This is a genomic window from Bacteroides sp. AM54-2NS (assembly GCF_003602935.1).
Taxonomy (GTDB): Bacteria; Bacteroidota; Bacteroidia; order Bacteroidales; family Bacteroidaceae; genus Bacteroides; species Bacteroides xylanisolvens.
This window is the reverse complement of the sequence record NZ_QTMZ01000009.1, coordinates 90,852-106,982: the sequence shown is the minus strand read 5'-3', so window position 1 is coordinate 106,982 and position 16,131 is coordinate 90,852. Positions and strand designations below refer to the sequence as shown.

Genomic DNA, 16,131 nt, shown 5'->3' with positions numbered 1-16,131 from the left:
TATTAATTATAGTAGGGATTCTGTAGCAAATCTTTCGACTTCACCGTTTCATTGTAAGGAATTGGGAAGAAGTACATAGCCGGACGCCATACATGCGTGCGTACATCAAATTCTTTCCAAGTCTTTGTTCCGTCAGTGGCGCGAGTGATTTCAATGCCATGCATGGTTTTGCTTTCGGTTTGTGGAGCAATCATCCAGCGGCGTACATCAAAGAAACGATGTCCTTCAAAAGCAAATTCAAGGCGGCGTTCTTCCTGAATGGCTTGGCGCATCTGTTTTTGTGTCATATTCTTTTCAAGTCCATACATACCATCTGCACCGGGCTCGATGCCGGCACGCTTGCGAATGAGTTTTAATATAGGATAGCAACCAAGTTGTTGTCCGCCTAGCGTTTCTTCGAAATCGGGACCATGATATTCATTGGCTGCTTCAGCATACATCAGTAAAATGTCGGCGTAACGTATCAGTGGATCGTTGTGACGGCTTGGGTTCCATGTACTACCTTTACATAAGCGATCACATCCCTTGCGTACATAGAAACCGGTGGCAGTGCCTTGGTATATGGCATCGCTTGTCTGCCCTACGCCAATCCATGTGTTAACAACTGTGGTAGCACTGTAAGTATCGTCGGCAGGGACCAAAGCACCATCATAAATCACGGTGTTGTTGAAACGTGGATCACGATTTTGAGCGGGATTCAGAGGATCGAATGTGTATTGGCTGTTGTCAATGGGTTTACCGTCAATCATAGGGAAGGCATCTGCCAATTCTTTGTATATGTACCCGCCGTGGCGTGTTCCGGAGTGACTGCCACTAGGTGGATAGTAAGCAGCTTCATGTCCGGACTCACGTTGATACTTACGGTCGAGGATATTGCCGGCAAAGGCTCCGTTATTGTTTTTACCATCATCATCGGTCAAATTGGCATTTCGTGTATCACCGGCTTGGAATATGACGTAGAATCCGAAACCTGGTTCGCTTTGCCGTTCAAATCTTTACTTCTAATAAAGAGATTATAGGTTCCTAGGTTGATTACTGCGCGGGCAGCATCCATTGCCGTTTTCCAACGTTCTTTATCATAAGAGGGGTAGCCTACTAATTCTTTGGTATCAGTAGGAGCGAAATCACTTCCATTAAATAATGGACTAGCTGCATAGAGGCAGACACGGGCTTTAAGACCCAATGCCGCTGCCGATGAGGCGCGACCGTTTTCTTGACCTGTTCGTCGCACGGGAAGTACATTGAGTTGGACGATAGAGTCACATTGATGGGATACATACTCTACACATTCCGCCCATGTGTTGCGCGAGGTTTTCATTGTTGAAGTAGCATCATACACGTTATTACCGATAATAGGTACACCACCGTAGTGTTTCATCAGAATGAAGTAGTACCAGGCACGCAAGAAAAGTGCTTCGGATATGTATTGAGCTTTCCGGCTCTGTACCATCGGTGATCGGTCGATGTTGGCAAGGAATACGTTACACCGGCGAATGTTAGTGTAGCATTTCGACCATGCATCATCACTCACCGTAACCGGATTAACCGTACCGGTAGCAAACATCATATTTGTCCAGATGGTTGACGAAGGATAAAATTCAGCTTCGTCACAAGCGCTTTGCAGCCCACCACCATTAGCCAAAAGGTATGTCCATCGGTTGTAGTTGATATCAAACCCGATGTCGGTATAAATTCCGGTCAGGAAGTTGGCGGTATACGTACTATCTGCAAAAACGGTCTCACGATTTAAATCCGAAGTTTGGGTTTGATCGAGGAAACTGTCATTACAGGACGCAACTGTTCCTAAAAATAGGAGTAGCGTTAATGATTTCATGTACAATTTCATAGTAAAACTTATAAAATTAAAATTAAACAATTTAAAGCCAATAAGCCGAGACTAATTCACGACTTGAATTTGTATTAAGACGATTGACAAGATATACACCACTAAACACAATACTTTTTTTTCACGTATTATTATTCAGTGAAAAGGTCATTGTATTATTCGAGCAATGATAGTAAATCAAATACATCTAAAGAAAGAATTATCCGAATTAGTGGTTTTTCATTCCTGAATCGTCTTTATCCTAAACTCTAATAGTATAACATTATGAGACGCATCTTTTTGTCAACCTTTATAGCTTGTATTATCGGCTTTACAGGTGCAGAAACAAATTAAATAATCTTAAATATCTTATTAAACATGAAACCAATTCATCTTATCCTAAGTATCGCACTCCTCGCTGGAGGAGCATGTGGTGACCAGCAAGAACCTTATTACGGCAATTCAGAAGTGAAGATGCCTCAAATTGATTCCGAATGGAATCTCGAACTAATGCCAAATCGATCAGGACAATATTGGAAAGTGTTCGTCTACAAAGACTTGAAATACAATGCCCTTTTCACTCGGTCGTTGGGCTGGAATGGAGGAGACGGTGTGTTCACCACTGGTTTGCCTGACGGGAATATATTTTGGTCGTTCAATGATAGCTTCTATGGCGTAATCAATGAAAATCGTTCACGAGGTAATTGTAGTTTCCCGCGTAACAGTATTATGGTGCAAACACCTGGTGAGAAGGATGAAAATCTTGTTTGGTTAGCTGATTACGTACAAACCAACGATCCTAATGCGGATAGATACTATCAGGTACGTACTCACATTCGTCATCCGAAAGCTACACTATCGGATGAAAAAATACAAGCTGGAGAAATCGATCAGGATTATCTTTATTGGGCAGGAGATGCTACGATATATAACAATCAGATGCAAATGTTGTGGGGAGCCGTTGATAATACCGATCCGAACAACTTGATGCGCCGCTTTGGTACTTGCTTGGCTACTTATAGCTTGGAAGGAAAACCGGGTGATGCTACTTATATGAAACTTATCAGTCGTAATGATAATTTTAACGACCACACTTTAGGTTATGGCGACACTATGTGGGAAGACGAGGACGGACATATCTATCTTTACACAACTTCCAATTATAAGGTGGCTGTAGCACGTACCGCTACACGTGACCTTGGCAGCCAGTGGGAATATTATGTGGCCGACCCGCAAGGACATTTCTCGTGGACAACGCAGTACCCCTCAACCCAAGATGCTGAAAATTCTACAATTATCCCTTTGGAAAGTGCATGTTCTATGCCTTGGGTATTTAAAAAAGGTGATACCTACTACATGATCGGACAATCCATGTGGTTCGGGAGAGACGTGCTGATGTTCCGTAGTAAGCACCCTTATGGGCCGTTTGTCGACCAAAAGACTCTCTTTACATTGCCCGAATTTCTTGATAAGATTGGCGAACAACGTTATCAACATGTTTATATGGTAAATATTCATCCGGCTTTATCACGTACCGGTGAATTGGTGATCTCTACCAATACAGACTGTTCCAACTTTTGGGATAATTTCAATGCACCGGGTAGTGCTGACTTCTATCGTCCTTATTTCTACCGTGTATTTAATTGGGAATCATTGTACGATAACGATGCTCCACTTGAGTAAAAGGATTTACTATCTCTGGTGTTGATCATAAGTTTCACTGGGCTGATGCTGTGATTGATGGTAATTCCATCATCGTCTCATCTCCTGAAGTTGCTTTCCCAATAGCAGTGCGTTATGCTTGGGCAGATAATCCAATTTGTAATTTATACAATGGAGTTAACCTTCCGGCGTCCCCTTTCCGTACAGATGACTGGCAGGGTATTACTTATGGTAATAAATAGATATAGTTGTTTTGATTTGTCAAGTGAAATAGATGTAACACATAAAAAAATAACCATGAACAAGCTCATTTATTTAGTGATCTTCTCTTTTTTCTCAACAGGTATATATGCCCAAATGAAAGACCTTGTGCAATATGTCAATACACTGCAAGGTACCGACTCTCATTTCGGATTAAGTTATGGAAATACATATCCTACTACAGGTATGCCTTATGCCATGCATACGTGGTCTGCCCAGACAGGGAAAAATGGAGAAGGCTGGAAATATCAATATGCAGTAGATAATATCAGAGGATTCTGCCAGTCTCACCAATGCAGTCCGTGGATGAGTGATTATGCAGTGTATTCCTTTATGCCGATGGTGGGGAAATTAGTTGTAAATCAGGAGATGCGGCAACGAAGTTCAGCCATGATAATGAAATAGCCAAGCCGCATTATTATAAAGTGATGCTGGATAATGGAATTACAACCGAGATGGCTCCAACTACTCGTGGTGTACATTTACGCTTTTCTTATCCCTCTACCGAAGACGCCTATCTGGTAATTGACGGATATACAGATATGAGTGAAATCAAGATTGATCCGGCAAAGAGACAAATCTCCGGTTGGGTGAATAACCAACGTTTTGTAAATAACTCTAAGACATTCCGTAGTTACTTTGTAGTGCAGTTCGACAAAGCATTTGAGGATTACGGTATGTGGGAAAATCAGAAAGATGAGATTTATCCTAAAAAGTTGGAAGGAGAAGGCAAAGGCTATGGTGCTTATATCAAATTTAAGAAAGGATCGAAAGTACAGGCAAAGGCTGCCTCTTCCTATATCAGCGCAGAGCAGGCTGTGATTACACTGAACGACGAACTGGGTAAAGATAAGAATTTGGAAGCCACCAAAATACGTGGACATAAAACGTGGAATGAATTATTGAACAGAATCCAGGTAGAAGGTGGAACAGACGAACAAATGAAAACTTTCTACTCCTGCCTGTTCCGTGCCAATCTCTTCTCACGCAAATTCTATGAACGTAAAGCAAATGGAGAACCTTATTATTATAGTCCTTATGACGGTAAAGTATATGACGGATATATGTATACAGATAATGGTTTCTGGGACACTTTCCGTTCTCAATTTCCATTAACTAATATTCTTCATCCTACTATGCAGGGACGTTACATGAATGCCTTGCTTGCCGCACAAGAACAATGCGGATGGTTACCTTCCTGGTCAGCACCCGGAGAAACAGGAGGAATGTTGGGTAATCACTCCATTTCATTATTGGCAGATGCGTGGGCAAAAGGGATTCGGACTTTTGATCCGGAGAAAGCTCTGAAAGCCTACGCACACGAAGCCATGAATAAAGGTCCTTGGGGAGGTGCCAACGGACGTGGTTTCTGGAAAGAATATTTTGAACTGGGATATGTTCCTTATCCGGAATCAATGGGATCGAGTGCACAGACAATGGAATATGCATACGATGATTTCTGTGGCTACCAACTGGCTAAAATGACCGGAAACAAACACTATCAGGAAGTCTTTGCCCGTCAGATGTATAATTATAAAAACGTATTCGATCCGTCTATCGGTTTTATGCGTGGAAAAGGCGTTGATGGTAAATGGCAGGAACCGTTTGACCCATTGGAGTGGGGTGGACCTTTCTGCGAAGGTAATGCCTGGCATTATACCTGGTCCGTATTCCATGATGTAGAAGGATTAATAGACTTGTTCGGAAGCGACCAAAGATTTACGACCAAAATGGATTCGGTATTCACCCTTCCCTGCACTATTAAACCGGGAACTTACGGAGGAGTGATCCATGAAATGAAAGAAATGGAATTGGCGGGTATGGGACAATATGCACACGGCAATCAGCCGATTCAGCACATGCCTTATTTGTATAGCTATGCCGGCCAGCCATGGAAAACACAGTATTGGGTACGCCAGATCGTTGAAAGATTGTATAATTCCACAGAAAGAGGATATCCGGGAGACGAAGACCAGGGTGGTATGTCATCATGGTATATCTTGAGCTCATTAGGCATTTATGCCGTTTGTCCGGGTACGGATGAGTATGTAATTGGTAGCCCGTTATTTAAGAAAGCTACTATAACGATGGAAAACGGCAATAAATTCGTGATTGAAGCGAACAACAATAGTAAAGAGAATCTCTATATCCAGTCTGCTACCTTAAATGGACGTGTGTTGGATAAGAATTTTATCAGATACGACGATATAGCAGACGGAGGAATTATCCGTTTTGAAATGGGAAGTCAACCGAATAAAGAACGATGTACGTCGAAGTATGCTGCTCCTTTCTCATTGTCGAAAGAATAAGAAACTAAAAAGATATAAGAAGAATACAGTATGAAAAATAAAATTTTAACAGGTTTATTATTGGTTTTGATTGGAGGGTGGGGGAGTCTCTCGGCGCAGAACGTCGGGAGTAATTATGCCCGTCAGGTAAATACCCTGATAGGAACGAAGGGCGTGGGTTTGACTTCGGGATATCTTTATCCCGGAGCCACCTATCCATACGGAATGGTGCAGTTCACCCCCTCTTATTTTTCCAAACGTTCCGGATTCGTCATCAATCAGTTGAGTGGTGGCGGTTGCGAGCACATGGGCAACTTTCCCACTTTTCCGGTAAAAGGTAAACTGAAGATGTCTCCGGACAATATCCTCAACTACCGCATCAATATTTCTGAAGAAAAAGGACACGCCGGTTATTATGAAGCAAAGGTGCAGGAAGATATTCATGCAAAACTGACAGTAACCGAAAGGACCGGTATGGCGAGTTATGAATATCCGGCCGATCAGCAATATGGTACGGTAATTATCGGTGGAGGCATTTCCGCAACTCCGATAGAGCAGGCCGCCATCGTTATTACTGCACCGAATAAGTGTGAAGGATATGCAGAAGGCGGTAATTTCTGTGGACTCCGTACACCGTATAAAGTCTATTTTGTAGCAGAGTTTGATACGGATGCGTTGGAATCGGGAACATGGAAAAGAGATGAACTGAAGCCGAACACGACTTTTGCTGAAGGAGAATACTCCGGAGTCTATTTTACTTTTGATGTAAATAAGAAGAAAAATATCCAATATAAGATTGGGGTTTCTTATGTATCAGTAGAAAATGCACGCGAGAATCTGAAAGCGGAGAATACCGGATGGGATTTCCTGCAGATTCAGAATCAGGCAGAATCCAAATGGAATCATTATTTGGGTAAGATTGAAGTAGAAGGAACCAATCCGGATCGTACCACTCAATTTTATACTCATCTGTATCGTTCATTCATTCACCCGAATGTATGCAGCGATGTGAACGGAGAATACATGGGAGCTGACTTCAGAGTGCATAAATCCCGTTCCAAGCACTATACTTCTTTTAGCAACTGGGATACCTATCGTACACAGATTCAACTATTGTCAATCCTTGATCCTGAAGTAGCCTCTGATATTGTTATTTCTCACCAATTGTTTGCCGAAGAAGCTGGTGGTGCTTTCCCGCGTTGGGTGATGGCTAATATAGAGACCGGCGTGATGCAAGGAGATCCGACTCCTATCCTAATATCCAATGCTTACGCTTTTGGTGCCCGCAATTATGACCCGAAACCGATTTTCAAAACCATGAGAAAAGGAGCGGAAGAACCGGGAGCAATGTCACAGGAGGTTGAGGCTCGTCCGGGACTGAAACAGTATTTGGATAAAGGATATTACAACGCTTCTATACAACTAGAATATACTTCCGCTGATTTTGCAATCGCACAATTTGCCTTACATGCCGTAGGAGATGAGTTTGCAAGTTGGCGTTATTTCCATTTTGCACGTTCATGGAAGAATCTGTATAACCCGGAAACCGGATGGTTGCAATCACGTAATCCGGATGGTTCGTGGAAACCACTGACTGAAGATTTCCGTGAATCGACCTATAAGAATTATTTCTGGATGGTACCATACGACATTGCCGGTCTGATAGAAATCATTGGAGGCAAAGCAGCGGCAGAAAAACGTCTGGATGAATTCTTTACCCGCCTGGATGCCGGTTATAATGATGCCTGGTTCGCTTCCGGCAATGAACCGAGCTTCCACATTCCCTGGATATACAACTGGGTAGGAACTCCCTATAAAGCACAGGAGATTATTAACCGTGTATTGAATGAACAATATTCAAGTAAAATTGATGGTCTGCCGGGCAATGATGATTTAGGGACGATGGGCGCCTGGTATGTGTTCGCTTGTATCGGTCTTTATCCCGAAATACCGGGAGTGGGAGGCTTTACGGTGAACACTCCGATATTCTCATCCGTGAAAGTTCATTTGAAGAAAGGGGATATGGTGATAAAAGGCGGTTCGGAAAAGAATATTTATATCAAGTCCATGAAACTGAACGGTAAACCGTATGACAGTACATGGATCGATTGGGATCAACTGAATAATGGGGCTACGATAGAATACACTACCTCGTCCAAGCCTGACGTGAAGTGGGGAACTAAAGTGACGCCTCCCTCTTTTCCTTAAAGCAAATCAACGAGGTATATGAATTTATGATATAAGATAATTTTGTAAGAGCACTTATTTATAACATCAAACGTGAAAATGAAAAGAAAACTACAAAACATAGCTTATCTACTGATGGCTGCCGCATTAATCACTTCCTGTGGCGAGAAGAAGCAAACAGCAGAGTTCCCGGATTGGGCGTGGGCAGATTTCCAGCGTCCGGAAGGTATTAATCCGATTATTTCTCCTGACACTACTACCTTTTTCTATTGTCCGATGAGACAGGATTCAGTAGCATGGGAAGCGAGTGATACGTTTAATCCCGCTGCTACTGTTTATGATGGGAAAGTAGTAGTCCTCTACCGGGCTGAAGATAACTCGGCAACCGGTATCGGATCACGTACCTCCCGTCTGGGATATGCCTCTTCTGACGACGGACTACACTTCAAACGAATGTCCGTACCTGTATTTTATCCGGCAGACGACAGTCAGAAAGAACTGGAAAATCCCGGCGGTTGCGAAGACCCACGTGTTGCTGTAACAGAAGACGGGCTTTACGTAATGCATTACACACAATGGAACCGCAAACAGGCACGTTTGGCAGTGGCCACCTCGCGCGATCTTCAAACGTGGGAAAAACATGGACCGGCTTTCGCAAAAGCATACAACGGAAGATTCATGGATGAATTTTCCAAATCTGCCTCTATCGTAACCCAATTAATCGACGGCAAACAAGTGATTGCCAAGATTGACGGCAAATACTGGATGTACTGGGGAGAAAAGTTTGTGAATGTAGCCACTTCCACAGACCTTGTCAACTGGGAACCGATGTTGGATGAAAATGGAGAATTCCTGAAAGTGATGGTTCCCCGCGCAGGTAAGTTCGACAGTGACCTGACCGAATGTGGTCCTCCTGCCATCCTGACTGACAAAGGAATCCTGCTGCTTTATAACGGCAAAAATAAATCGGGCGCAGAAGGAGACACACTGTATACAGCCAACTCTTATTGCGCCGGACAAGCCTTATTTGATGCCAAAGATCCTACTAAACTAATCGATCGCTTGGATAAACCTTTCTATATTCCCGAATCAGACTTTGAAAAGAGCGGACAATATCCAGCCGGAACCGTATTTATAGAAGGACTTGTATTCCACAATCAGAAATGGTTCTTATATTATGGCTGTGCCGATTCACGCGTGGCAGTTGCCGTATATGATCCTCTCAAAAAATAAAGAAAACGTTCATAATGAAAATAACAGTTTATAAAATAGAAATTAAGACATGAAAAAACTTTTTGTATTGATTGCAGCGGCTTGTATGACATGTACTGTTGCGTTTGCACAAACTGTGAAACCTTTTAAGGAGGGTGAGAGAGCAGTGTTTCTGGGAAATAGTATAACGGATGGTGGTCATTACCATTCATACATCTGGTTATATTATATGACCCGTTTTCCGGATATGCCTATCCGTGTTTTCAACGGTGGTATTGGTGGAGATACGGCCTATGATATGAACAAACGTCTGGATGGTGATATTTTTGCGATGAAACCTTCCGTGTTGATGGTTACTTTTGGTATGAATGATTCCGGATATTTTGAATATAACGGTGATAAGCCCAAAGAATTCGGTGAGCAGAAATATCAGGAAAGTATAAAGAATTACCAGCAGATGGAGAAACGTTTTAAAGATCTTCCTGATACCCGTATCGTGATGGTCGGAACTTCTCCGTATGATGAAACCGTACAACTGAAAGAGAATACACCGTTCAAGACAAAAAATGAAACCATCAAACGGCTTGTTGAATATCAGAAAGAATCGGCAGCTAAGAATAATTGGGAATTTACCGATTTAAATGCTCCTATGACAGCTATTAATCAGCAATATCAGCAGAAAGATCCTACCTTTACCCTTTGTGGCAGTGACCGTATTCATCCCGATAACGACGGACACATGGTGATGGCCTATCTTTTCCTGAAAGCCCAGGGATTTGTAGGTAAAGAAGTAGCGGATATGGAGATTAATGCTAATAAAAAACAAGCCGTTAAGTCGGAAAATTGTACCGTTTCAAATATAAAGAAGAATGGAAAAGATTTGAGTTTTGACTATTTGGCAGAAGCTCTTCCTTATCCTTTAGATACTATTGCTCGTGGTTGGGGACAGAAAAAGAGCCAGGCAGAAGTGCTGAAAGTTGTTCCTTTTATGGAAGAGATGAACCGTGAAACGTTGAAAGTAACAGGACTGAAAGGCAATTATAAGTTGTTGATAGACGATGAAGAAATTGGAACCTGGAGTGGAGATGAACTGGCAAAGGGCATTAATCTTGCTGCTGAATCCAAAACTCCCCAATACCAACAAGCATTGACGGTGATGCACCTGAATGAATATCGTTGGGAAATTGAAAGAACATTCAGAGAATATGCGTGGTGTGAATTCGGCTTTTTCCAGCAAAAGGGATTGCTGTATGCTGACGACAGAAAAGCGATCGAGGTGATGGATGAAAACTTGGATAAAAACGTTTGGTTGAAGGGACGTCGTGATATGTATTCAAAGATGATGTTTGAAGCTGTCCGTGATGCTCGCCAACAGGAAATGGATGTTCTTATCAATAAGATTTATGAAATAAATAAGCCTGTTGTAAGAAAGATTTTACTTAGAAAGATATGATGTGATAACAACGTACAAATACGATAGAATACTCACCGTAATGAGAAAGAATTCTCACTGTAATGAGAACTTTTTCTCATTGCGATGAGTATTTTTTCTCATTACGGTGAGAATCGTTGAGAATATATGAATAGATAAGTACTCTTTGTAATAGCCTGATAATGTACTCCTTATTGTAGCTTTTGCATTAAAGAGACTACCTTTATTGAATTCTTAATTCTTTTTCCAGAAATCGGAAGTGAAAAGTAGTAATACTGTAAACAATTCCAAACGTCCCAAGAGCATTAAAAAAGAAAGCAGCCATTTGGCGGCATCAGGCAATTGACTCCATGAAAAAGCCGGGCCGCATGTACCGAGTCCCGGTCCCATATTACCCATACTTGAGATTACGGTTCCGATTGATTCCAGAAAACCGACTCCCAGCCCCATCATGATAAGTATGCTGATGATAGCGATGACTGCATATAAAAAAGTAAAGGCCAATACTGTAGACTGGATGGAAGGAGAAATAACCTGTTTGTTAACTCGCACCGGGAGCACGGCATTAGGGTGAAGAATATGTTTGAATTCGTTTTTCACAACCTGAAACAGGATAACCATACGAATACATTTTATACCTCCTGTTGTACTGCCGGCACAGGCTCCGATTATCATCACTATTAGAAGGCATCCCCAAAGGATAGAAGGCCAAAGCATATAATCGGCTGTGGCAAATCCCGTAGAAGTTTGCAAGGAAATCACTTGGAAAAGTGATTTACGGAACGCCTCTTCTATCTCCATAGAAGAAGTCTGATGAAGCCAGACTGCAATAAATATAGTAAAGAAAGAAACACACCAGAAATAGAATTTTAGCTCTGCATCATGAATGAACTTCTTTATTTTTCCATTGAACATCAACAGTAATAGCGTGAAGTTGATGCCCGAAAGAAACATGAAAATAGAGATTACATAATCTATATAGGGTGAGTGGTAATATTCGATACTTGCTTGTTTGGTAGAAAATCCGCCAGTGCTGGTTGTCGTGAAAGCATGGCATATACTGTCAAACACACTCATACCTCCAAATACTAATAAGACAATCAATGTCCCTGTCATTCCGGCATAAATACCCCAAATCCATTTGGCAGTGATACCAATACGGGGATGCACTTTGTCATGAGTAGGACCGCTGGCTTCTGCTGCAAACACCTGAATCCCGCCCACACCGAAAATCGGTAGAACGGCAATGGTGAAGAATACAATACCCAAACCGCCTATCCATTGTGTCATAGCCCGCCAAAAAAGTATTCCATGAGGCATTGACTCTATATTATTCAAGATGGTGGCACCCGTACTGCTGAACCCGGACATCGTTTCAAAAAATGCATCCGTAACACTTGGGATATACCCTCCTATATAATAAGGTAACATTCCGAAAAGGGAAAAGGTGACCCATGCTACACTGACTATGACATATCCATCACGGCGATTCAGGGATTTCACTGCGTCTTTCCCGATGGCGAGCAACAGAATACCGATGCTAGTGGTAATAGCCGATGAAACCAGAAAACTCTGCAAGTCATTCTCCTTATAAAAAAGAGAAACACCCCCACAACATAATAGCATAACTGTTTCTATTAGAAGCAGAAAACCCAGAATCCGGAATATCATCTTCGAGTTAATCATATACAAGTATTTGTTGATACTTAGTGAAAGAACTTCTCAATCTTTTTAATCATCATGCTTAGGCAGAATACGACTACATGGTCGCCGGGGCGGATTTGCGTATCACCTGTCACCAGGATACCTTCTCCGTTACGGATCATTCCTCCGATGGTGGTGCCTTTGGGGAGCCCCAGGTCTTTAATTAGGTGTTTGGTTATTTTGGCCCCTTCCGGTACGGTGAATTCTGCAACGTCCGCATTGGCAAAAGTCAGGCATTTCACATTAGACACGTCGGCGTCCAGCATCATTTGGTAGATATGGCTGGCAGCAATCATTTTTTTATTGATAACCGTGCCGATGTCGAGACTCTCTGCCATACCGATATAGTCGATGTTCTCCACTTCTGCCACCGTCTTTTCCACTCCCATGCGTTTGGCGGCGAGACAGGCAAGGATATTCGTTTCCGAGTTGCCGGTCAAGGCTACAAATGCTTCGGTATTCTTTAGCCCTTCTTCGATAAGCAGGTCCATGTCGCGACCGTCTCCGTTGATAATCATTGTTTTGTCATCCAGTAGCTCTGTCAGGCGGTTGCAACGGTTCAGGTCATTATCCACTATTTTCACCTGCATATAGTCCGGCACATATTGTGCGGTACGGACTGCGATACGGCTACCTCCCATAATCATTACATTGCGTACGTCGCATAGTCTTCTTTGCCGGCTATCTTACGTATATAAGGAATGTATTTGCGGGTAGTGGTGAAATAAACAATATCATGCAATTTAATAACATCGTCTCCGCGAGGGATAATCGTTTCCGTTCCGCGTTTGATGGCCACTACGTGGTAAGGATGTTGGGACCGCCCAGCTGGTGCAGCGGTATATTCAGGATTTCAGCCTTTTCGCGCATCTTCGTACCAATCAGAACCAGCGAACCTCCGCAGAACTCCCACCATTGGCGTACCCAGCTCATGCGCATGGAAGACACGATTTCTTTAGCAGCCAGCATTTCCGGGTAAATCAGCGAATCTACTCCCAGCTTTTGGAAAAACTCTTTATTTTTGGGTAGAAGATATTCATAGTTGTCGATACGCGCCACTGTCTTTTTGGCTCCCAGGTTGGTAGCCAGCATACAGGCAGTCATGTTGCGGCTTTCGTCCGGTGTGACTGCGATGAACAGGTCGGCTTCTTTGACGCCCACTTCTTTCAATCCGGAGATGGAAGAAGGAGAAGCGGCAACAGTCAGCAAGTCAAAGTTGGCGCTAAGAGCACTTAGTTTCTCTTCGTCATCATCCATCAAGATAATATCTTGCTTTTCGCGCGATAACAGTTTGGCCAAATGGGTGCCTACGTTGCCGGCACCGGCAATAATAATCTTCATGTCAATTGATAAATTCTTTTATTTTAGTCAGAATCCCTTCTTCATCCATGCCGCACAGTTGGTATAGTTCGGCAACTGCCCCATGTTCTACAAATATATTAGGGATACCGATACGCTTCACGGTCGGTTTGTATTCGTTGTCTGCCATAAATTCGAGGACAGCGCTACCCATACCGCCTTTGATAATTCCGTCTTCGATAGTCAGGATACGTTGGAATTTACGTCCTGCCTCATGCAACAATTCTTCATCCAGCGGTTTCAGGAATCGTAAATCGTAATGGGCGATGGACAGACCTAAATCTGCTTCTGCCCGGGTGATGGCACGGGCGGCTACGTTTCCTATCGGTCCGATAGTAATCACTGCAAGGTCGCTACCCTCTTTCAGTTTCCGTCCTTTTCCTACCGGAATTTCTTCTAGCGGACACTTCCAGTCTACCAGTACGCCGCGTCCACGGGGGTAGCGGATCACGAACGGTCCCTTGTCCGGCAATTGTGCCGTATACATCAGGCGACGTAATTCGTGTTCGTCCATGGGGGAACTGATAGTCAGATTAGGGATCGGGCGTAAACATGCCATATCAAAAGCTCCGTGATGAGTAGGACCGTCTTCGCCAACCAGTCCGGCGCGGTCGAGACACAAAACAACTGGGAGATTCTGAATCGCTACGTCGTGGATGATATTATCATGCGCCCGTTGCATAAAAGAAGAATAGATATTGCAGAACGGTTGCAGTCCGTCTTTAGCCATTCCTCCGGAGAAGGTAACCGCATGTCCTTCGGCAATACCGACATCGAAAGCGCGTTTCGGCATTTTCTCCATTAGTATATTCATCGAACAGCCGCTGGGCATGGCGGGAGTGACACCGACAATCTTCGGGTTGGCTTCGGCAAGTTCCACCAGTGTATTTCCGAATACGTCCTGGAAAAGCGGGGGCATTCCTTCGGTGTTGGCAATGAAACGTTCGCCGGTGACGGGATCGAATTTGCCGGGAGCATGCCATTCGGTAGCGTGTTTCTCTGCCGGACCGAATCCTTTTCCTTTGATAGTGTGCAGGTGCAGGATTTTAGGTCCTTGCATATCTTTGATATCACGTAATACTCTTGCCAGGTTCTTTACGTCGTGTCCGTCTATCGGACCGAAGTAACGGATATTCATCCCTTCAAAAATATTCTGTTGCTGGGCCGCCATTGATTTCAGGCTATTTCCGAAACGGATGAGTGCTTTGCGGCGTTCTTCGTTTAAAATGCCAAGCTTGAACAGCATGCGCGAGAGCTTGAAACGTAGCTGATTATAGCGGTTGGAAGTCGTTAAGTTGAAAAGATACTGCTTCATGCCACCTACGCTGCGGTCGATTGCCATATCGTTGTCATTCAGGATAATGAGCAGGTTGTTCGATGTGGCAGATGCGTTGTTTAATCCTTCAAAAGCCAGTCCGCCACTCATTGATCCGTCACCGATAATGGCTACTACATGGCGTTTGGCGTCTCCTTTCCGGGCGGCTGCGACAGCCATACCGAGAGCGGCAGAAATAGAATTGGAAGCGTGTCCGCACGTGAAAGTATCATATTCGCTTTCTTCCGGAGATGGGAAAGGGCGGATTCCTCCGAGTTTCCTGTTTGTGGAAAATGCTTCACGGCGTCCTGTCAGAATTTTGTGGCCGTATGCCTGATGTCCCACGTCCCATACAATACGGTCGTATGGTGTATTGTAGACGTAGTGCAGAGCTACGGTTAGTTCCACGGTTCCCAGGCTGGCGGCGAAGTGTCCGGGGTTGCAGCAGAGTTCTTTAATAATGTCTTGCCTTAGTTCACCGCATACTTCCGGCAGTTGCTCTACGGTTAGTTTACGTAGGTCTTCGGGGTAATTGATGGAGTTTAACAAGTTATATGTTGGTTCACTATTCATGATTCTAGGAAATTTAGTGCAAAAATACGAAAAGAAAGTATATTCGACCTCCTTTTCGGCGAAAAACTTATTTTGTTTCCTACTGTCTAATCAGTCTGTAGTACCAATAATAAATGAATAAATGAGAGTAGGTTAACTATCCAGTTAATCTAAATGGTTACTTTTTATCAATGAACTAATCATTTTACATGTATGTCTTCTTGTTTTATTCCTTTAAATAATGGTTGGAATTCATTGGCTATTTTATCCAATAATTGATTAGAAATATTCATTGATAGCTGATTTGTATGAATGAAATATTGTTCCAGTTCCA

At 43.2% G+C, this 16,131-nt stretch carries 6 protein-coding genes and 4 pseudogenes; 6 read left to right on the top strand and 4 right to left on the bottom strand.

Annotated elements, in window-relative coordinates; genetic code table 11:
* Positions 1-2: 2 nt before the first annotated feature.
* A pseudogene (locus tag DXA05_RS28325) lies at positions 3-1,846 on the bottom strand (RagB/SusD family nutrient uptake outer membrane protein).
* 357 nt (positions 1,847-2,203) lie between these two features.
* On the opposite strand from DXA05_RS28325, the gene DXA05_RS08195 reads away from it, so the two are divergent.
* The 6 genes and pseudogenes from DXA05_RS08195 to DXA05_RS08170 all read left to right on the top strand — a co-directional run bounded on the left by DXA05_RS08195 (position 2,204) and on the right by DXA05_RS08170 (position 10,888).
* Positions 2,204-3,508 (top strand): DUF5005 domain-containing protein, encoded by a 1,305-nt coding sequence (locus DXA05_RS08195; protein WP_004301486.1) that lies wholly within the window; start codon positions 2,204-2,206, stop codon positions 3,506-3,508.
* A pseudogene (locus DXA05_RS08190) lies at positions 3,505-3,729 on the top strand (9-O-acetylesterase); the annotation flags it as partial. The gene DXA05_RS08195 and the pseudogene DXA05_RS08190, both read left to right, overlap by 4 nt.
* 55 nt (positions 3,730-3,784) lie before the next feature.
* Positions 3,785-6,057, top strand: a pseudogene (locus DXA05_RS08185) (GH92 family glycosyl hydrolase).
* A 30-nt stretch (positions 6,058-6,087) separates the two neighbouring features.
* Entirely contained in the window at positions 6,088-8,244 is a 2,157-nt protein-coding gene (locus DXA05_RS08180; protein ID WP_120067180.1) for a GH92 family glycosyl hydrolase, read from the top strand.
* A gap of 78 nt (positions 8,245-8,322) precedes the next feature.
* Positions 8,323-9,456 carry a glycoside hydrolase family 130 protein gene (locus DXA05_RS08175; protein ID WP_128859026.1) on the top strand — a complete coding sequence of 378 codons (1,134 nt, stop codon included), beginning with the start codon at positions 8,323-8,325 and terminating at the stop codon, positions 9,454-9,456.
* A 49-nt stretch (positions 9,457-9,505) separates the two neighbouring features.
* On the top strand, positions 9,506-10,888 hold the full coding sequence (locus DXA05_RS08170; protein ID WP_128859025.1) for an SGNH/GDSL hydrolase family protein: 1,383 nt from the start codon (positions 9,506-9,508) through the stop codon (positions 10,886-10,888).
* 213 nt (positions 10,889-11,101) lie between these two features.
* On the opposite strand, the gene DXA05_RS08165 is transcribed toward DXA05_RS08170, so the two are convergent.
* From DXA05_RS08165 to dxs, 3 genes and pseudogenes are all read right to left on the bottom strand, one after another.
* Positions 11,102-12,553 (bottom strand): TrkH family potassium uptake protein, encoded by a 1,452-nt coding sequence (locus DXA05_RS08165; RefSeq protein ID WP_087321471.1) that lies wholly within the window; start codon positions 12,551-12,553, stop codon positions 11,102-11,104.
* A gap of 20 nt (positions 12,554-12,573) precedes the next feature.
* A pseudogene (trkA, locus tag DXA05_RS08160) lies at positions 12,574-13,912 on the bottom strand (Trk system potassium transporter TrkA).
* Position 13,913: 1 nt separating this feature from the next.
* Positions 13,914-15,818: a 1-deoxy-D-xylulose-5-phosphate synthase gene (dxs, locus tag DXA05_RS08155; RefSeq protein ID WP_004301493.1), complete on the bottom strand. Its 1,905-nt coding sequence runs from the start codon at positions 15,816-15,818 to the stop codon at positions 13,914-13,916.
* Between the last annotated feature and the right edge of the window lie 313 nt (positions 15,819-16,131).

Excerpts from the sequence above, each read along its gene's own strand:
- DXA05_RS08195 (WP_004301486.1), top strand. The coding sequence starts at position 2,204 with ATGAAACCAATTCATCTTATCCTAAGTATCGCACTCCTCGCTGGAGGA.
- DXA05_RS08180 (WP_120067180.1), top strand. The coding sequence starts at position 6,088 with ATGAAAAATAAAATTTTAACAGGTTTATTATTGGTTTTGATTGGAGGG.
- DXA05_RS08175 (WP_128859026.1), top strand. The coding sequence starts at position 8,323 with ATGAAAAGAAAACTACAAAACATAGCTTATCTACTGATGGCTGCCGCA.
- DXA05_RS08170 (WP_128859025.1), top strand. The coding sequence starts at position 9,506 with ATGAAAAAACTTTTTGTATTGATTGCAGCGGCTTGTATGACATGTACT.
- DXA05_RS08165 (WP_087321471.1), bottom strand. The coding sequence starts at position 12,553 with ATGATTAACTCGAAGATGATATTCCGGATTCTGGGTTTTCTGCTTCTA.
- dxs (WP_004301493.1), bottom strand. The coding sequence starts at position 15,818 with ATGAATAGTGAACCAACATATAACTTGTTAAACTCCATCAATTACCCC.